The organism is Variovorax sp. V118, assembly GCF_041154445.1.
In the GTDB taxonomy this organism is placed as follows: Bacteria; Pseudomonadota; Gammaproteobacteria; order Burkholderiales; family Burkholderiaceae_C; genus Variovorax; species Variovorax boronicumulans.
Genome location: NZ_AP028663.1, coordinates 2044463 through 2062809, shown reverse-complemented (window position 1 = coordinate 2062809; position 18347 = coordinate 2044463). Strand labels below are relative to the sequence as shown.

16 protein-coding genes and 1 pseudogene are annotated in these 18347 nt (G+C 69.5%); 8 read left to right on the top strand and 9 right to left on the bottom strand.

From position 1 onward, the window contains the following. Positions 1 to 5 precede the first annotated feature (5 nt). From ACAM52_RS09365 to ACAM52_RS09345, 5 genes and pseudogenes are all read right to left on the bottom strand, one after another. Positions 6 to 917 carry a hypothetical protein gene (locus tag ACAM52_RS09365; protein ID WP_369646829.1) on the bottom strand — a complete coding sequence of 304 codons (912 nt, stop codon included), beginning with the start codon at positions 915 to 917 and terminating at the stop codon, positions 6 to 8. Next, positions 901 to 2819 (bottom strand): annotated as a pseudogene (locus ACAM52_RS09360) (iron-containing redox enzyme family protein). The gene ACAM52_RS09365 and the pseudogene ACAM52_RS09360 overlap by 17 nt, the downstream one beginning before the upstream one ends. Before the next feature lie 4 nt (positions 2820 to 2823). Then, positions 2824 to 3765, bottom strand: coding sequence for a fatty acid desaturase (locus ACAM52_RS09355; protein WP_369646828.1), 942 nt, complete (start codon positions 3763 to 3765; stop codon positions 2824 to 2826). Next, the gene (locus tag ACAM52_RS09350) at positions 3746 to 4519 is read right to left on the bottom strand and encodes a sterol desaturase family protein (protein ID WP_095950217.1); all 774 of its coding nucleotides are present in this window, start codon (positions 4517 to 4519) and stop codon (positions 3746 to 3748) included. The genes ACAM52_RS09355 and ACAM52_RS09350 overlap by 20 nt, the downstream gene beginning before the upstream one ends. A 9-nt stretch (positions 4520 to 4528) precedes the next feature. Further along, the gene (locus ACAM52_RS09345) at positions 4529 to 6094 is read right to left on the bottom strand and encodes a phospholipase D family protein (RefSeq protein ID WP_369646827.1); all 1566 of its coding nucleotides are present in this window, start codon (positions 6092 to 6094) and stop codon (positions 4529 to 4531) included. A 131-nt stretch (positions 6095 to 6225) separates the two neighbouring features. Here ACAM52_RS09345 and ACAM52_RS09340 point away from each other — a divergent pair, with 131 nt between their 5' ends. Beyond that, entirely contained in the window at positions 6226 to 6783 is a 558-nt protein-coding gene (locus ACAM52_RS09340; protein ID WP_369646826.1) for a peroxiredoxin, read from the top strand. Between the two features lie 55 nt (positions 6784 to 6838). After that, complete coding sequence (locus ACAM52_RS09335) at positions 6839 to 8272, top strand: aldehyde dehydrogenase family protein (RefSeq protein ID WP_369646825.1); 1434 nt, start codon at positions 6839 to 6841, stop codon at positions 8270 to 8272. A 24-nt stretch (positions 8273 to 8296) separates the two neighbouring features. Here ACAM52_RS09335 and ACAM52_RS09330 read toward each other — a convergent pair whose 3' ends face one another. Both ACAM52_RS09330 and ACAM52_RS09325 read right to left on the bottom strand, forming a co-directional pair. Then, entirely contained in the window at positions 8297 to 9220 is a 924-nt protein-coding gene (locus ACAM52_RS09330; protein ID WP_369646824.1) for a ZIP family metal transporter, read from the bottom strand. A gap of 19 nt (positions 9221 to 9239) precedes the next feature. Continuing rightward, positions 9240 to 9878, bottom strand: coding sequence for a superoxide dismutase (locus ACAM52_RS09325; protein WP_369646823.1), 639 nt, complete (start codon positions 9876 to 9878; stop codon positions 9240 to 9242). A gap of 239 nt (positions 9879 to 10117) precedes the next feature. Here ACAM52_RS09325 and ACAM52_RS09320 point away from each other — a divergent pair, with 239 nt between their 5' ends. Genes ACAM52_RS09320 through glp form a run of 4 tightly spaced genes read left to right on the top strand, consistent with a single transcriptional unit; the run spans position 10118 to position 14565 of the window. Further along, a complete protein-coding gene (locus tag ACAM52_RS09320; RefSeq protein WP_369646822.1) occupies positions 10118 to 11407 on the top strand; it encodes a serine hydrolase domain-containing protein in 1290 nt (429 codons plus the stop codon). A 49-nt stretch (positions 11408 to 11456) separates the two neighbouring features. Continuing rightward, the gene (gene moaA / locus ACAM52_RS09315) at positions 11457 to 12596 is read left to right on the top strand and encodes a GTP 3',8-cyclase MoaA (protein WP_369646821.1); all 1140 of its coding nucleotides are present in this window, start codon (positions 11457 to 11459) and stop codon (positions 12594 to 12596) included. An 11-nt stretch (positions 12597 to 12607) separates the two neighbouring features. Beyond that, complete coding sequence (gene mobA, locus ACAM52_RS09310; RefSeq protein WP_369646820.1) at positions 12608 to 13252, top strand: molybdenum cofactor guanylyltransferase MobA; 645 nt, start codon at positions 12608 to 12610, stop codon at positions 13250 to 13252. After that, a complete protein-coding gene (glp, locus tag ACAM52_RS09305) occupies positions 13249 to 14565 on the top strand; it encodes a gephyrin-like molybdotransferase Glp (RefSeq protein WP_062473102.1) in 1317 nt (438 codons plus the stop codon). Before mobA ends, glp begins: the two co-directional genes overlap by 4 nt. Positions 14566 to 14681: 116 nt before the next feature. Here glp and rnhA read toward each other — a convergent pair whose 3' ends face one another. Both rnhA and ACAM52_RS09295 read right to left on the bottom strand, forming a co-directional pair. Then, the gene (gene rnhA / locus ACAM52_RS09300; RefSeq protein ID WP_062473103.1) at positions 14682 to 15131 is read right to left on the bottom strand and encodes a ribonuclease HI; all 450 of its coding nucleotides are present in this window, start codon (positions 15129 to 15131) and stop codon (positions 14682 to 14684) included. A gap of 66 nt (positions 15132 to 15197) precedes the next feature. Next, positions 15198 to 15959 (bottom strand): class I SAM-dependent methyltransferase, encoded by a 762-nt coding sequence (locus ACAM52_RS09295; RefSeq protein WP_369646819.1) that lies wholly within the window; start codon positions 15957 to 15959, stop codon positions 15198 to 15200. Here ACAM52_RS09295 and gloB point away from each other — a divergent pair. Then, complete coding sequence (gloB, locus tag ACAM52_RS09290; RefSeq protein WP_369629082.1) at positions 15958 to 16737, top strand: hydroxyacylglutathione hydrolase; 780 nt, start codon at positions 15958 to 15960, stop codon at positions 16735 to 16737. The two genes, ACAM52_RS09295 and gloB, sit on opposite strands and share 2 nt — an antisense overlap. Next, positions 16734 to 18338 carry a transglycosylase SLT domain-containing protein gene (locus ACAM52_RS09285; protein ID WP_369646818.1) on the top strand — a complete coding sequence of 535 codons (1605 nt, stop codon included), beginning with the start codon at positions 16734 to 16736 and terminating at the stop codon, positions 18336 to 18338. The genes gloB and ACAM52_RS09285 overlap by 4 nt, the downstream gene beginning before the upstream one ends. Positions 18339 to 18347 lie beyond the last annotated feature (9 nt).

The window sequence follows — 18347 nt, the reverse complement described above, 5'->3', positions numbered from 1 at the left end:
TACCCCTATGCAAGGGGCGGGTCCCGCGGAAGTGTCTCTGCCGACATGGCTTCCTGCGCCGCGCGCATGCGTTGGAGCAGGCTGTGGAGCATTTCGGTCGACAGGCCGTGGATCACCAGCCGGTGCCCGGCCCGCAGGGTCGACAGCGGCACCAGCGGATGCTTGTTGTTGACCAGGATCAGGTGCTCCGGCGCGTTCAGGATCGTCGCCGCGTAGATGCCGATGGTTTCGTCCAGTTGCAAGGAGTTGGCGGCGCGCCAGAAATCGTTGTCGGTCAGCATCAGCTGGTACAGCGGCGTGAACAGTTCGATGGCGCTTTGCAGGTCGAGAAAATTGAGCTTGCCTTGCGGCATGTCTTCCAGCCGCAGCGCCGGCGGCTGGATCATCGAGAAATCGACCTGCTCGGCCTTGCACAGCGCCAACCCCTTGTCGCGCAGCGCTATGTTCAACCGGATCACGAAGTTGAACAGGTTCAGGTCGTGCTTGAGGAACATCTCGTCCTTCAGCGCGTCGATGTCGGCCGGTTCCAGCGGCGACGTGCCCACGGGCGCGGGCGAGTTGCGGCCGATGAAGGCCAGCACCTGCGAGCCCAGGTGAAAGTGCCGCAGGATCAGCCAGTTCGCCTCGGGCGACACGAAGCGCTTGAGCCCCCACGCCAGGAAGCGGTGCAGCAGTACCGAATGCGACCAGTTGCGCGGCACGAACACCTTCACGATCTGGATCAGGATGATCGTCAACCGCGCGATCGGTCGCAGGAACGGCAGCAGGTACTGGCGCGAGGCCGAGCTCGAATCGGCCAGCCACGCCGCCTTGACGTCGTCGGGCAGCGGCGTGCTCTGGTCGAGGTAAAGCGCCAGCCAGGGGCTGGGGTCGCGCTCGTCGTGGGCTTGCGTCAAAAACTCAGGCGTTCGATCCATGGGGCATTCGTTCGGTGATGTGCTGGAACTGCATCAGGTACAGCGCCGCCGTGTGGCGCGCGGTGTCGGCAATCTGGCGGGCGGCGCGGGCCTGCCCTTCCACGGCCATCACCATCTCGACCGCGGCGAGCCAGCGGTTCAGGTGGTGTTCGTCGTTGTGGCCGTGGTACTCGAGGAATCGGAAGGCGTCGGGCGGCAGCTTCAAGCTGGCCTTGAGCAGCGGCAGCAATGCCGGCACGATGCGCTGGCCGTGCCTTCGATGATGTAGATCGCGCCCAGGAGGCCGATCGGGTCGCGCGTGGCGGCCAGGCCGTGCAGGTAGGCGTTGAGCGCCTCGCCGCCGGGGTTGCGGCGCAGTTCGTCGATCGACTCGACCGTGCCGCCGGCCTTGCGGTAGTCGCTGAAGAGGATGTTGAAGTCGTTCTGCTCCTCGCCCGCGTGCACGTCGATCAGCGACGACAGCATGCGGTACGGCTCGCTGAGCGAGGCAGCGCCTTCGCGCATCCACAGGCTGCCCTCGCGCACCTGCGGCACCCACTGCTCCATCCAGTTCAGGTAGTCGGGCACGGCAAAGCGGCGCTCGCGGATCTGGCGGATCAGCGGCGTGCGCCACACGCGCGAGCGGTAGTCGTGCCAGATGGCGGCCAGTTCGGTCAGCAAGGCGCCCAGGCCTTCGGGCGCGGCGGCCGGGTCGTGCGGGGGCGCGATGACGAGGTCGTCGTCGGGCGCCACTGCCGCCGCGCGGGGCGCGATCACGACGGGCGCCGCATCGACGGCCTCGACCTCGAGCAGCATGTACGCCGCCATGAAGCGCCCCGACTCCGGCACGTAGCAGAAGATCTGCTCGCCCGGCTTCAGCGCCTTGGTGTGCAGGAACTCGGCCAGCATCACGAGGATCGACGCTGCGCCCGTGTTGCCGCGCCAGGCCAGGTTGCTCCACCAGCGCTCGCGCGGAATCGCCAGGTCGGCCTTGGCCATCAGGTCTTCGACCACCGGGATGAATTTTTCCGACGAGTAGTGGCAGAGGAAATGGTCGACCCGCTTCGGATCGGCCCAGCCGTCGCGCACCAGGCCCGCGTACTCGTGGATGCCGATGTCGAACAGGTGCGGCAGCAGGCGAATGTCCTGGCGCAGCGACAGCGCGCCGGCTGCCTCGGCCTCGGCCCATGAGCCGAAATCGAGATGCCCGCGCGCGCGGTCTTCGGTGAGGCCCAGCTGCATGCACACCGGATAGTCGCCCGAGAAGGCGCGCTGGTGCACCCACTTCAGCTTCAGGCGCAGCCCCGGCTTGCCGGCCAGCGCGGGCGTGCCGTCGGACAGCAGCAGCGCGCCCGCGCCATCGGACAGCATCCAGCGCAGGAAGTGCGAGTCGAAGTCGGTCTCGTAGCCGCGCGCGGCAAAGCGCGAGCGCTTGAACAGGCGCGACGGCATTTCGCTGGCCACCGCCAGCGCCGAACGGTGCGCGCCCAGCTCGATGCCCTGCGCCGCCGTCTGGATCGCCGACACGCCGGCCGCGCAGATGCCGTGCACCGAATGCGTTTCCATCGGCTGCGCCGCCAGCTCGCCCTGGATCATGTTGGCGAAGCCGGGCATCAACGTGTCGCCGCCCGAGGAGCCGCTGGCCAGCAGCGACACGCGCGACAGCTCGGCGCCGCCGCGCTGCAGGCAGTCGCGGATCGCGCCGGCCGCGAGTTGCGCGTTGGTGTGGCGCGTCACGCCTTCTTCGTCGATCGCGTAGTGCCGCGTGAGGATGCCGTTCTCGGCCAGGATGCGGCGCTTGATGCGCTCCGACATGCGGTTGAGCGGCGCGATGTACGCGTCCATGCGGTCGTTGGGAACAGGCTCGCCGGGCATGAAGTAGCCGGCGCTTTCGAGGTACACGCGTTGGAATGAAACGGGCATGGGTTCAGGAGATGGGTGAATCGGGAGGCATCAGCGAGCGGCTGCGAAAACGCGGCCACACGGTCCCCAGCACGAAGACGCGCACCATGTACGGCACCAGCCCGCCCTCGTTGAGCGCGGGCGCGACCTGCGCGCGGTAGCGCGTGTGATGCAGGTGCGTGAGCTCGGACCAATGGGCATGCGGGTTCTCGTGGTGTGCGGTGTGCAGGCCGATGTTGAACAGCAAGGGGTTCACCAGCCCCTCGAAATTGCGCGCGTAGTTCAGCTGGCTACCGCGGGTATCGCCGGATGCCTCCTTACGCGGCGTCTTGCGGCCGTCGGCGTGCGCGTGCTGCAGGTAGTTGGTGGCCAGCAGCCAGTGCAGGCCGTGCAGCTGCGGCACGATCACGAAGATCAATGCCTTGCGCCAGTCGATCGCCAGCAGCACGCTCCAGCTGGCCAGCCACAGCGCGTACTGCGCCATGCAATAGCGCCAGGCGCCACGGTGATGCTGGTGCAGCCGCGCGAGCCAGCCGAAGAACACCGGCGTCAGCACCCACACGGCCTGGAACGGGTGCAGCAGGTAGCCCCACAGATGGTTGGTGTCGCCGCCGAAGCGGTAGGTGCGCGCCACGTCCTTCAGTCCATGGCGATGGCGATGGTGGTTGGCCACATGCGCGGGCCAGAAGACGAAGGTCGGGTGGCCCTGCAGCAGCGTGATCCAGAAGTCGGTCAACCGGTTCATGCGCCGCCCGCGCCACATGCGCAGGTGCACGTGGTTGTGGTGAATCACGCCGATGCCGAGCGTGAGGAACAGCATCAGCGCATACAGCACCACCTGGAAACCGTGCACCCACTGCCACGCCGCCAGCGCGGGCAAGGCGACGAGGTACGCCAGGCTTTGCCAGTCGCGCCAGTGGCGCAGCCGCGGCAGCCGATGGCGCGCGTCAGGCCGTCGTGGCGCCATGCTTCTTTCGAAACGCCTGGAACAGCGGCTCGGCCGCATCGGCCGCGATGCGCGTGCGGAACAGCCGGTCCATGAAGGTGAACTGGAAGCCGTAGTTGCCGTTGTGCACGGCATGGTGCAGGTGGTGGCGGCGGCTCGCGGCGAACCAGTGGCTGTACGACACGCCGGGCACGAAGTCGTAGTTCGAATGCCCGACGCAGTTGAAGAACAGGCTGAACACCGGCACCGACGCCAGCGACCAGAAGCTGAAGTCGTGCAGCACCATCGGCAGCAGGATCACGTTGCCGAGCATCAGCGCCTCGATCGGGTGAAAGCTGTAGGTGGCCCACGGCGTGGTCACGAACGAGCGATGGTGCGGACCATGGAAGCGGCGCAGCCAGCGCGTGTGCAGCAGCCGGTGGTTGAGCCAGAAATGCACGTCGTTCCACACCGCGAGCACGAGGATCTCGATGCCGATGCGGCGCCAGCCCGCGTCGGGCTCCAGCCGCGCCCAGCCCAGCTGCAGCAGCCCCCACGGGAACACCATGCCCAGCCCGAAGATCAGCACCGAGATGCCCGACTGCGTGAGCTCGCGCCGCAGCTGGCCGGGCTGCAACGGCCGCGGGTCGAGCGCGCGCCCGATGCCCAGCGCCGGCAGCACGCGCTTCGTGAGCAGCCAGGTGAGCGCGCCGAAACCCAGGTAGATGCCGCCGAAGAACAGCAGGCCCCACAGCATGACCTGCGGGGCCGAAAGAGAAGTGAAGGTCTGCGCCATCCCCCGAGGCTACAACAGCATCTCGGGCACCAGCGGGGAGATCAGGGTGTTGTACAGGCGCTGGAAGAAACCCGACTCGGGTTCCGAGGTGAGGATCACCTCTTTCTCGCCGTCGTTCGTGAGCCATTCGAGCGTGCCGCCCTCCTTCGACAGCCGCAGCCGGTACGAGTTCTGCAGCTTGCTCACGTGGATGATGCGCAGCATCTCGCGCGCCAGCTGCGGGTTGTCGACCACCACGCCCATCTCGGTGTTCTGGCTGGCCGAACGCGGGTCGAGGTTCATCGAGCCGATGAAGATGCGCGTCTTGTCGATGGCGGCGGTCTTGGCGTGCAGCCGGCCCAGCGAGTTGCCGAAGCTGCCGAAGCGCATGCTCGCGGTGGTGCGCTGCGGGCTCAGCTCGTACAGGTCGGCGCCGCCTTTCAGCAGGCGCTCGCGGTAGCGCGCGTAGCCGGTGTGCACCAGCGGCTCGTCGTTGGCGGCCAGCGAATTGGTCAGCAGCGTGAGCTTGACCTTGCGCTTGGCCAGGTCCTCGAAGGCCGCCATGCCGCGCTCGCCGGGCACGAGGTAGGGCGAGGTCAGGTCGACCTCGGTCTTGGCGTCGAGCAGCAGCGCCCAGACCTTCATGGTCACGCTGGTGGCAATGGCGTCCTCGGCCGTCAGCGTCGTGGGCTTGGACGGCGGGTCGGCGATGGCGCGGGCCTCGCCCCACAACAGGCCCATGCGGCCGCCGTCGAGCTCTTCGGCGATGGGGCCGTAGCCGAGGATGTCCGAGGGCGGCAGCACGACCTTCGGCGGCGGGCCCGACATGCCGATCTCGGCATCGAAGGTGGCGGCGCCGGCCTCTTTGCGCACGATCTCGGCAATGGGCCAGATCTGGTCGCTGTTCCAGTAGGCGTCGAAGATGGACTCGAGCTGCGGCACCACCTTGCCGACCACCAGCGCGTCCATGTCGATGAAGTTCTGCGCCTCGCTCAGCACGAAATACTCGTCGGCGATGTTGCGCCCGCCCACCACCGCCATCGCGCCGTCGGCGATGAAGAGCTTGTTGTGCATGCGGTGGTTGAGCCGGTGGATGTCGAAGATCGACACCACGAAGCGCGAGAGAAACCCGTCGCGCGCGCAGCAGAACGGGTTGAACAGGCGCACCGACACATTGGGCGTCTCGGACAGCGCCAGCAACAGCTGCTGGCTCTTTACCGTGTACAGGTCGTCCACCAGCACCCGCACCTTCACGCCGCGCGCCGCCGCCTCGCGCAGCGTGCGCAGCAGCAGCCGCCCGGTGGCGTCGTTCTCCAGCTGGTAGTACTGCACCACCAGCGAGCGCTCGGCGCGCTGCGCGAGCTGCAGGCGCGCGTCGAGCGAGTACACGCCCAGCGGCATCAGCCGGAAACCCGAATGCTCGCCGGGCGGCGTGGAGGCCGCGGCGATCGTCGCGAGCGCGGTGCCCGGGTCGGCCGCGGCGGCGTGTTCGGCCGGGCGTTCGCGCGCCGGCGGCAGCGAGCCGCACGCGCCGAGCAATGCCAGCAGCACGCCGGCCAGCGCCGTGCGCAGAAGAGATCGGGCCCAGGCGTTCATGGTCGGGTTCCTCTTGTCGTTGTGGATGCCACTGCCCTGATGTACGCCGGTCCTCCCGCGGCGGTTTCAACGGGGCCCATTTGGCGAAGCGTCGTCCTAGAATTCGATTCACTTCGCTTCGGAGTTACATCATGGCCCGATCGCTCCTTTTGCGCACCGCTTTGTGGGCCGCGGCCCTCGCCGCCGGGGTACCCCATGCCCACGCCGCACTCGACATCGGCGACCCGGTGCCCAAGTTCACGGCCACGGCCGCGCTCGGCGGCAAGACCTTCCGCTACTCGCTGGCCGAGGCGCTGGCCAAGGGGCCGGTGGTGCTGTATTTCTTTCCGGCGGCCGACTCCAACGACTGCTCCATCGAGGCCCATGCCTTCGCCGAGGCGGTCGACCAGTTCGCCGCGCTCGGGGCCACGGTGATCGGCGTCTCGGCCGACGACATCGACACGCTCTCCAAGTTCTCGGTCAAGTCGTGCCAGAGCCGCTTTCCGGTGGCCTCCGACCAGGGCAAGACCGTGATCCAGGGCTTCGACGCGCTGATGCAGACCCGGCCCGACTTCGCCAACCGCCTGTCGTACGTGATCGCGACCGACGGCAAGGTCGCCTACTACTACCAGAACCTCAACCCCGACAAGCATGTCGAGCGCATGCTGAACGCCGTGCGCGCGCTGCCCAAAGCCACCGCGGCGAAGTAAGGCGGGCCGGCCGGGGCGCCACGCGCGGGGCGGGCTTCGCGCAAAATCTCGCCCCATGCAGCTCAACTACATCGCCAACGCGGACGTTCCCTCCGCCTCCGGCCGCACCCTCCCCGTCATCGACCCGTCGGACGGCCAGCCTTTCGACGAGATCCAGCGCAGCAACGCCGCCGACATCGACGCCGCCGTGCGCGCCGCGCGCGACTGCTTCGAGGGCGTGTGGCACAAGGTCAGTGCGGCCGACCGCGGCCGCCTGCTCTTCAAGCTTTCGCAGAAGATCGCCGAGCACGTCGACGAGCTCGCGCTCATCGAGCAGCGCGACTGCGGCAAGCCCGTGAAGCAGGCCCGCGCCGACGCCGTGGCGCTGGTGCGCTACTTCGAGTTCTATGCCGGCGCCTGCGACAAGCTGCACGGCGAGACCATTCCCTACCAGGACGGCTACAGCGTCTTCACCTGGCGCGAGCCGCACGGCGTCACGGGCCACATCATTCCGTGGAACTACCCGATGCAGATCTTCGGTCGCAGCGTGGGCGGCGCCCTGGCGGCGGGCAACGTGTGCGTGGTGAAGCCCGCCGAAGACGCCTGCCTGTCGCTGATCCGCGTGGCGCAACTGGCGGCCGAGGTGGGCTTTCCGGCCGGCGCGCTCAACATCGTGACGGGCTACGGCCATGAGGTGGGCGACGCGCTCGCGCGCCACGAAGGCATCGACCACATCAGCTTCACGGGCAGCCCGAAGATCGGCACGCTGATCCAGCAGGTGGCGGCCGAGCGGCACTGCCCGGTCACGCTCGAACTGGGCGGCAAGAGCCCGCAGATCGTGTTTGCCGACGCCGACCTGGACGCGGTGATTCCCGTGGTGATCAACGCCATCGTGCAGAACGCCGGCCAGACCTGCTCGGCGGGCTCGCGCGTGCTGATCCAGCGCGACATCTACGAGCCCCTGCTCGAGCGCCTGGGCCACGCCTTCGAAGCCCTGCGCGTGGGCCCCGCGGCGATGGACCTCGACGTCGGCCCGCTGATCCGCCAGACGCAGCAGCAGCGCGTGTGGGACTTTTTGAGCGACGCGCAGCACGCCGGCATCCCGATGGTGGCGCAGGGCGTGGTGGTCGAGGAAGCGCCCGAGACCGGCTTCTACCAGGCGCCCACCCTGCTGCGCGACGTGCCCGTGAGCCACCGCCTGGCGCAGGAAGAAGTGTTCGGCCCCGTGCTCGCCGCGATGCAGTTCGCCGACGAGGACGAAGCCGTGGCCCTCGCCAACGCCACCCAGTTCGGCCTCGTGGCCGGCGTCTGGACGGCCGACGGCGCGCGCCAGTTCCGCATGGCCCGGCGCGTGAAGAGCGGCCAGGTGTTCATCAACAACTACGGCGCGGGCGGCGGCGTGGAGCTGCCGTTCGGCGGCGTGAAGTCGTCGGGCTACGGGCGCGAGAAGGGCTTCGAGGCGCTGTACGGCTTCACGACGCTGAAGACCGTCGCCGTCAAGCACGGCTGAGGCTGACGACGCCGCACCCGGGCGTCAGCCCAGCGCGGTGTCCAGCAGCATCATCAGCACGAAGCCGATCATCAAACCGCTGGTCGCATAGGCTTCATGCCCCTTGCGGTGCGATTCGGGAATGATCTCGTGGCTGATCACGAACAGCATCGCGCCCGCCGCGAAGCCCAGTCCCCAGGGCAGCAGCATCGCCGAATGCCCCACCACCGCCGCGCCGAGCACGGCGCCCAGCGGCTCCACCAGCCCTGACGCCATGCCGATCAGCACCGCGAACAGGCGGCTGTAGCCGGCCGCCAGCAGCGCCACGGCCACCACCAGCCCCTCGGGCACGTCCTGGATCGCGATGCCGGTGGCGAGCGCATCGGCGCGCACGCCGTTGTTGGCCGCGTAGCCGACGCCGATGGCCAGCCCTTCGGGCACGTTGTGCAGCGCGATCGCGAACACGAAGAGCCACGTGCGACGCAGCTGCCGCCCGCTCTGCCCTTCGCGGCCCTTGATGAAATGCTCGTGCGGCAGCACGCGGTCCATGGTCATGAGCACCAGGCCGCCCAGCAGGATGGCCGTGCCGATCACGCTGCCGGCCGCCCAGTCGCCGCCGCCGAAGACGCCGATCGACTTGGCGGCGTCCAGCCCGGGAATGATCAGCGAGAAGGCGCAGGCCGCGAGCATCACGCCGGCGCCGAAGCCGAACAGCGTGTCCTGCAGCTTGTCGGGCAGCTTCTGCGAGAACAGCACCGGCAGCGTGCCCAGCGCGGTCGCCAGCGCCGCCACCGAGCCGCCGCGCAGCGCGTTCCACACCAGCGGGTCGGCGCGCACGAAGGACCAGAACTGCGACGCCAGCGCCAGCGCGCCGGCCGCGACGATGGCAAAGCCGATCCATTCGCGCAACGGGCGCGGCGACCTGGGCGGCGGCGCTGTCGCCACCGTGCCCTGCGGCGTGTCGTTCATGGGCGGGCTCCTCTTCGGCTCATCGGCCGCCGGTCGCGGCGGCATGGCGGCGGGCCACCTCGGCCCAGTTCACCACGTTGTAGAAGGCCGCGATGTATTCCGGGCGGCGGTTCTGGTACTTCAGGTAGTAGGCGTGCTCCCACACGTCCAGGCCCAGGATCGGGGTCTTGCCCGAGCCGATGCCGCGCATCAGCGGGCTGTCCTGGTTGCCGCTGCTTTCCACGGCCAGCTTGCCGTCGGCACCGACGACCAGCCAGGCCCAGCCGCTGCCGAAGCGCGTGAGCGCGGCCTTGGTGAAGGCGTCCTTGAAGGTGTCGAAGCCGCCCAGGTCGGCATCGATGGCCTTCGCGAGTGCGCCCGACGGCGCCCCGCCGCCGCCCTCGCCCACCGGCGCCATGACGGTCCAGAACAGGCTGTGGTTGGCGTGGCCGCCGCCGTTGTTGCGCACGGGCGCGCGCAGCGCCTCGGGCAGTTCTTCGACACCGGCGATGAGGGCTTCGACCGGCGTGTCCGCATGCGGCGTGTCTTTCAACGCCGCATTCAGGTTGTTCACGTAGGTCTGGTGGTGCTTGCCGTGGTGGATCTCCATCGTCTGCGCGTCAATGTGGGGTTCGAGCGCGTCGAAGGCATAGGGCAAGGCTGGCAGGGTGTACGGCACGGTTCGGAAGCTCCTTGTTGGAAAAGAGCCCTTTGCGTGGTGCTTGTGCTGCGTACTCAGGCGTTCAAATGATAGTAATTCTCATTGTCTTCGTCAAGATATCGGCGCCATAGATGCCGCCAATCGGCCAGCACGCCATCGCCGAAGCGCCGATACACTGCCCCGCGACCGGCTCGCACGGACGGCGTCAAGACCGTCCTGCCGGTTCCATCCTTCCACCACCGACGGAGACAACACGCATGACCATCCTGAAGCGCCGCGCCCTGGTGCGCACGGCCCTGCTCGGCCTGAGCCTCGCCCTGCCGCTGCTCGCCACCGCCCAGTCGCTGCCCACCGCCCGGCCCGAGTCCGTGGGCCTGTCGGGCGAGCGCCTGCAGAAGCTCACCGACGTGCTCAAGGCCGACGTGGCCGCCGGCAAGATTCCCGGCGCGGTGCTGCTGGTCGCGCGCCAGGGCAAGGTCGCGTGGTTCGAACCGGTCGGCAAGCTCGATGCTACCGCCGGCACGCCGATGCCGCGCGACGGCATCTTCCGCATCTACTCGATGAGCAAGCCCATCACCACGGTCGCCGCGATGATGCTGGTGGAGGACGGCCGCATGAAGCTGGACGACCCCGTCGCCATGTACCTGCCCGAGTACGCCCGCATGACGGTGGGCATCGAGAAGCCCGGCGCCGACGGCAAGCCGGTGCTCGAGACCGTGCCCGCGCGCCGCCCGATCACCGTGCAGGACCTCATGCGCCACACCTCGGGCCTGACCTACGGCTTCTTCGGCCCGGGCCTGGTCAAGCAGGCCTACAACGCCGCCAACCTGGCGGACGGCGATCCGACCAGCGCCGAGTTCTCGCAGCGCCTGGCCAAGCTGCCGTTGGCCTACCAGCCCGGCACGACCTGGGACTACAGCTACTCGACCGACATCCTGGGCCGCGTGGTCGAGGTGGTGTCGGGCCAGTCGCTGTACCAGTTCGAAAAGGCGCGCCTGTTCGACCCGCTGGGCATGAAGGACACCACCTACTACGTGCCCGAACCGGCGCGCCAGCCGCGCATCGCCGAGCCGCTGCCGAGCGATCGCAGCTTCGGCGTGGGCGCCGACCTGAACGACCCGCGCATCGTGCGCAAGTTCGAATCGGGCGGTGGCGGGCTGGTGTCGACCGCATCCGACTACGCGCGCTTCCTGCAGATGCTGCTCAATGGCGGCACGCTCGACGGCACGCGCTACCTCGGCCCGCGCACGCTGGCGCTTATGACGACCGACCATTCGAACGCCGGCGCCGGCATCGTGCCCGGCCCGCTGTACCTGCCGGGCCCGGGCTACGGCTTCGGCCTGGGCTTCGCGGTGCGCCGCAACGACGGCGAGGCGCCCTACCCGTCCGGCGGCGGCGAGTACAACTGGGGCGGCGCGGGCGGCACCTACATGTGGGTCGACCCGAAGAACGAGCTGTTCGTCGTGCTGATGCTGCAATCGCCCAAGTACCGCACCCACTACCGAAGCCTCGCGCGCAACATGGTCTATGCCGCGGTGCTGAAGTAGCCCGCATGGCGCGCGGTCGCGGGCCATGGCGCAAAATCGGCATCGCCCCATGAAGAAAAGCAGCAGCACCGTCATTCCGATCGCTCAGGCCGGCCACGCCGTCGTGGCCGCGCCGGACATCGCCGTGCCCGCCACCGGCCTGCTGGCCGACCGGCTGGGCCGCCCGCTGACCGACCTGCGCATCAGCGTGACCGACCGCTGCAACTTCCGCTGCAGCTACTGCATGCCCAAGGACGTGTTCGACAAGGACTACCAGTACCTGCCGCACAGCGCCCTGCTGAGCTTCGAGGAAATCACGCGCCTGGCGCGCCTGTTCGCCTCGCACGGCGTGCACAAGATCCGCCTGACCGGCGGCGAGCCGCTGCTGCGCAAGCACATCGAGGGGCTCATCGCCCAACTGGCCGAGCTGCGCACGCCCGACGGCGACCCGCTCGAACTCACGCTCACCACCAACGGCTCGCTGCTGAAACGCAAGGCCGCCGCGCTGAAGGCCGCCGGCCTGCAGCGCGTGACGGTGAGCCTGGACAGCCTGGACGACGCCGTGTTCCGCCACATGAACGACGTCGACTTTCCGGTGGCAGACGTGCTGGCCGGCATCGACGCCGCCCTGGCCACGGGCCTGGGCCCGATCAAGGTCAACATGGTGGTCAAGCGCGGCACCAACGAGCAAGAGATCTTGCCGATGGCGCGCTACTTCCGCGAGCACCACGGCGGCAAGGTCGTGCTGCGCTTCATCGAGTACATGGACGTGGGCGCCACCAACGGCTGGCGCATGGACGAGGTGCTGCCCTCGGCCGAGGTCATCGCCCGCATCGCGGCCGAGTTTCCGCTCGTGCCGCTCGAAGCCACCACGCCCGGCGAGACCGCCCAGCGCTGGGCCTATGCCGACGGCGGCGGCGAGATCGGCGTGATCAGCAGCGTGACCCAGGCCTTCTGCCACGACTGCAGCCGCGCGCGCCTGTCGACCGAGGGCAAGCTGTACCTGTGCCTGTTCGCCAGCCACGGCCACGACCTGCGCCCGATGCTGCGCGATGGCGCGAGCGACGGCGACATCGCCTCCGCCATCGGCCACATCTGGCAGGGCCGCGCCGACCGCTATTCCGAGCTGCGCGCCCTGCGCGGCCCCGACGACAGCGCCCCCGACGCGGCAGCGCCCCGGCGCGTCGAGATGAGCTACATCGGCGGATGAGGCCGCCAGCCATGGGTACCGCACCGGCCATCGCAGCGGCCGACATCACGGGCCTCGTGCTCGCCGGCGGGCGCGGCACCCGCATGGGCGGGGTCGACAAGGGCCTGCAACGGCTTCAGGGCGAAGTGCTCGCCGCACATGCGGTGCGGCGGCTGCGCCCGCAGGTCGGCGGCGTGCTGGTCAATGCCAACCGGAATTTCGCGGCCTACGAAGCGCTGGGCGTGCCGGTGTTCGCCGACAGCGTGCCCGACCACCCCGGCCCGCTCGCCGGCATGCTCAGCGGGCTCGAACACTGCCCCACGCCCTGGCTGCTCACCGTGCCCTGTGACACGCCGCGCTTTCCACCCGACCTGGCGGTGCGGCTGGCCGAAGCCCTGGCCGCCGAGGGCTCCCACGCGCGCATCGCCATGGCCGCCGCGCCTGAAACCGAGGCCGACGGCCGCACGGTGCTGCGTCGCCAGCCGGTGTTCTGCCTGCTGCACATCGCGCTGCGCGACAGCCTGCGCCGCTTTGTCGAGGAAGGCGGCCGCAAGGTCGGCGCCTGGACCGCGCAGCACAACGCCCTGACCGTTCCCTTCGACCGCCCCGGCGACGCGCCCGACGCCTTCTTCAACGCGAACACGCTGGCCGATCTGCAGACGCTCGAACAGCCATGAGCCGCATCGCCGCCATTGCCGCCGACCTCGCGGACTACGACGCGGGCGACCTCGACGTCGACACCGTCGCCGCCTTTCTCGCGCGCCTCGTCGCACCGCTGGCCGTGGCCGACGCCGAAGAGGTCGCGCTGCGCGACGCGCTCGGCCGCGTGCTGGCCGACGACCTCGTCTCGCCGGTGAGCGTGCCGCCGCACGACAACTCCGCCATGGACGGCTACGCCTTCGACGGCGCGCTGCTGCCGGCCGATGCGCCCATCGACCATTCGCTCACGCTGCGCGTGGCGGGCACGGCGCTGGCCGGCTCGGCCTGGCGCGGCGCGCTCGGGCCGAACGACGCGGTGCGCATCATGACCGGCGCGATGATGCCGGCCGGCCTGGACACCGTGATCCCGCAGGAGTTCTGCAAGGTCGACGGCGACCAGGTCTGCTTTCCGGCCCGCGTGCTGGGCCGCGGCGACAACCGCCGCCTGGCCGGCGAAGACCTGATGCAGGGCCAGCCGGCGCTGCGGCGCGGCGAGCGCCTGTCGCCGGCCGCGCTCGGCATGGTCGCCAGCCTCGGCCTGGCGCGCGTGACCGTGCGGCGCCGGCTGCGCGTGGCGTACTTCTCGACCGGTGACGAAATCCTCTGCCTGGGCGACACGCCGCGCGAAGGCGCCGTGTACGACAGCAACCGCTACACCCTGTTCGGCCTGCTCACGCGGCTGGGCTGCGAGGTGGTCGACCTCGGCCTGGTGCACGACGATCCCGCCACGCTCGCGGCCACGCTGCAGCGCGCGGCGCACGAGGCCGATGCCATCGTCACCAGCGGCGGCGTGAGCGCAGGCGCGGCCGACCACACGCGCGACGTGATGCAGCAACTGGGCGACATGGCCTTCTGGCGGGTCGCGATGCGGCCCGGCCGGCCGCTGGCGGTGGGGCTGATTCCGCGTCCGCGCGAGGCCACGGCCACGTCGGCCGTGCTGTTCGGCCTGCCGGGCAATCCGGTGGCGGCGATGGTCGCCTTCCTGGCCTTCGTGCGGCCGGCGCTGCTGCGGCTGATGGGCTGCCACGACGAAGCCTGCGCCCCGCCGCCGCTGCTGCGCGCGCGCAGCGCCGGGCCCATCCGCAAGAAACCGGGGCGCACCGAGTACCAGCGCGGCGTTGTCCGCCAAGTGCCGGGGTCGTTGCCCGAGGTGCGGGTGGCGGCACACCAGGGATCGGGCGTGCTGAGCTCGATGCTCGAGGCCAACGGGCTCGTGGTGCTGCCCCACGAGCAGGGCCATGTCGACGCCGGGCAGGAAGTCGACGTGATGGTCTTCGAAGGGCTCATCTAGTACACCCCCAGGCTTCGCGCACTTCGTGTCGCTTCGCCACCCCCCTCGCCGGGGGCGACACCAGCGGCCCGGCAAAGCCGGTTCCGCGGTGTCTCACGAACAGACAGTCTCGACAGTCAGAGCCGCCCCAATGCCTTGTCCACGCCCTTGTTGGCCAGCATGTCGGCCCGCTCGTTGCCCGGATCGCCCGAGTGCCCCTTGACCCAGCGCCACTCGATCTGGTGGCCGCCCTCGGACACCAGCTTGTCGAGCTTCTGCCAGAGCTCGACGTTCTTCACGGGCTGCTTGGTCGAGGTGAGCCAGCCCTTGGCTTTCCAGCCGCGAATCCACTCGGTGATGCCCATGCGCACGTACTGGCTGTCGAGGTACAGCAGCACCTTGCAGGGCCGCTTGAGCGCGGCCAGGCCCTCGATCACCGCCGTGAGTTCCATGCGGTTGTTGGTGGTGTTGAGTTCACCGCCGAACAGTTCCTTCTCGGTGGGGCCCGACTTGAGCCACGCGCCCCAGCCGCCCGGTCCCGGGTTGCCCTTGCACGCGCCATCGGTGTAGATCACGACTTCGTTCAAACTGACTGTTCCTTTTTTCTCTAGCGTCATGCGGGCGATGCCGCCCGCGTCCATGGATTCGTTCGTTCACTGCGTGCTGCGGTGCACCTTGCCCGCGATGGGCACCGGCGCCGTCGCCCGCGCGCCGCTGCGGCGCCAGTCGGCGCTCAGCAGGCGCATGCCGCGCACGCGCTTCACCGCCACCAGGAAGTAGGCGGCGCCGAAGATCGGCCACCAGCGCTCGCCGGCGGCGTCCATCCAGCGCGAGCGCTCCAGCCAGGCGTCGCTGCGCACCGCCGGCCGGTAGATGCCGAAGCGGCCCGACTCCACCTCGAAGCTCAGCAGGCGCAGCCAGTCGCGCATGCGCCAGTAGCCGATGAACTCGCCGGCCTCGGGCAGGAAGGTCTCGCCCAGGCCCAGCCGGCGGTACAGGTGCCCGCGGCGCTGCCGCAGGCCCCACAGGCTGGTCGGGTTCAGGCCGCAGATCACCACCCGCCCCTCGGGCACCAGCACCCGCTCGACCTCGCGCAGCGTGGCGTGCGGATCGGGACTGAGTTCCAAAGCGTGCGGCAGCACCACGAGATCGAGGCTGTTGGCCGCGAACGGCAAGGCGGCGAAGTCGGTCACCAGCGTGGCCTTACCGGCCCGCACCGGGTCGGTCAGGGCCAGCCAGCGGTGCGGCATCCGGTTGGCGCGCAGCCCGTCGACCTCGGCGGCCCCGAGCTGCAAGGCGTGGTAACCGAAAACATCGGCCACCGCCTCGTCGAACTGGGCCTGCTCCCAGGCCAGGAGGTAGCGGCCGGGGGGGGTCGCGAACCAATCCTGCAAACCTATAATTTGACCGCTCATGACCCTTGTTCCGCTGCCCGCTTTTGCTGACAACTACATCTGGATGCTGCACGACGGGCACCACGCCATCGTGGTGGACCCGGGCGATGCCCAACCGGTGTTCGATGCGTTGGCGCACCACAAGCTGCAGCTGGCCGCGATTCTAGTCACGCACCACCACCCCGATCACACGGGCGGCGTGGCTGCGCTGCATGCGGCCACGGGCGCGAAGGTGTGGGGCCCGGCGCGCGAGCGCATCCCCGAGCCTTTCACACCGCTGGTGCAGGGCGACATCGCGCAGGCCCTGGGACTGCGCTTCGAGGTCATCGACGTGCCGGGCCACACGGCCGGGCACATCGCCTACTTCCTGCCAGCCTCGGCCGCGCAGGCCCCCGTGCTGTTCTGCGGCGACACCCTTTTCTCCGGCGGCTGCGGCCGCCTGTTCGAAGGCACGCCCGCGCAGATGCTCGCCTCGCTCGACGCCCTGGCGGCGCTGCCCGGCGACACACGCGTGTGCTGTGCGCACGAATACACACTTGCTAACCTGAAGTTCGCCCGCGCCGTGGAACCCGGCAACGACGAACTCACTCACTACAACGCGCGTTGCGAAAGCCTGCGCGCACAAGGGCAGCCCACGCTGCCGTCGCAACTGGCGATCGAACGCCGGATCAACCCCTTTCTTCGCAGCCGCGAAGCCACCGTCTTTCGAGCAGTGCGGGCCCATGCCGAGCTTTCCGCGGATGCCGCCGAAGCCGAGGTGTTCGCCGCCCTGCGCCAATGGAAAAACGACTTCCGATGAAATTTATCGTTGCCACCTGCCTTGCAGGCTCCCTGGTACTCGCGGGCTGCGCGGGCACGGACAACAGCGCTTCTTCCTCCACCTCCGCCAAGGCCGGCGCCTCCGCCGGCGGCACGGGCGCCCGCCCGTCAGGCAGCGCCACGCCGGTCTATCCGCGCGACAGCAACCTCAGCCCGCTCACCAGCGGCCAGGCGCGTTCGCAGAGCGTGGTCACGCTGGCGCCGCCCGCCGACATGTGGGACCGCATCCGCCGCGGCTTCAAGATGCCCAACCTCGAGAGCGACCTGGTGCGCGACCGCGAGCAGTGGTACGCCAGCCGGCCCGACTACATCCAGCGCATGACCGAGCGCTCGAACAAGTACATCTTCCACATCGTCGAGGAGCTCGAGCGCCGCAACATGCCGACCGAGCTGGCGCTGCTGCCGTACATCGAGAGCGCCTTCAACCCGCAGGCCGTGTCCAGCGCGCGCGCCGCCGGCATGTGGCAGTTCATGCCCGCCACCGGCACCGACTTCGACCTGAAGCAGAACATCTTCCGCGACGACCGCCGCGACGTGGTGGCCTCCACCCGCGCCGCGCTCGACTACCTGCAAAAGCTCTACGGCATGTTCGGCGACTGGCAGCTCGCGCTGGCCGCCTACAACTGGGGCGAAGGCAGCGTGGGACGCGCCATCGCCAAGAACCAGCGCCTGGGCCTGCCCACCACCTACAGCGACCTTTCGATGCCGGCCGAGACCCGGCTCTACGTCCCCAAGCTGCAGGCCGTGAAGAACATCGTGGCCAATCCGCAGGCCTTCAACGCCGAGCTGCCGCTGATCGCCAACCACCCCTACTTCCAGACCGTGCCGCTCACGCGCGACCTCGACGTGGAACTGGCGGCCAAGCTGGCCGACGTGCGCATCGAGGACTTCCGCGCGCTCAACCCCGCTGCCCACAAGCCCGTGCTCATCGCGGCCGGCACCTCCGAGATCCTGCTGCCCTGGGACAACGCGGCGGTCTTCAAGCGCAACTTCGACGCCTACACGCAGGGCCAGTACGCCAGCTGGACCGCCTGGGTCGTGCCCACCACCATGACGGTGGCCGACGCCGCCCAGCGCTCGGGCATGAGCGAGTCGGACCTGCGCGCGCTCAACAACGTGCCGCCGCGCATGCTCATCAAGGCCGGCTCCACGCTGATCGTGCCCCGCGGCGCGCGCGTGAAGGAAGACGTGGCGGCGGTCGTGGCCGACGGCGGCCACCTGAGCTTCCAGCCCGAGATCATCACGCGCCGCACCACCGTCAAGGCCGGCCGCTCGGACAACGTGGCGAGCATCGCGCGCCGCTACAACCTCAAGCCTGCGGCCGTGGCCGACTGGAACGACGTCAATACGAACCACGCCTTCAAGCGCGGCTACAGCGTGGTCGTGTACCTGCCGGTGCGCGCCACGCCCGCGGCGCGTGTCGGCTCGGGCGCTGCGCCTGCACGCGGCCGGGGTGCGGCGGTGGTCACATCCAAGCGCGGCGGCGCGCCGGTGAAGGCCGCCGCACGCGGCAGCAGCAGCGCCAAGCAGGCGGTGGTGCGCCAGCCGCGCGGCGGCACGCCGTCCAAGCGCAAGCGCTGACCCCTGCCC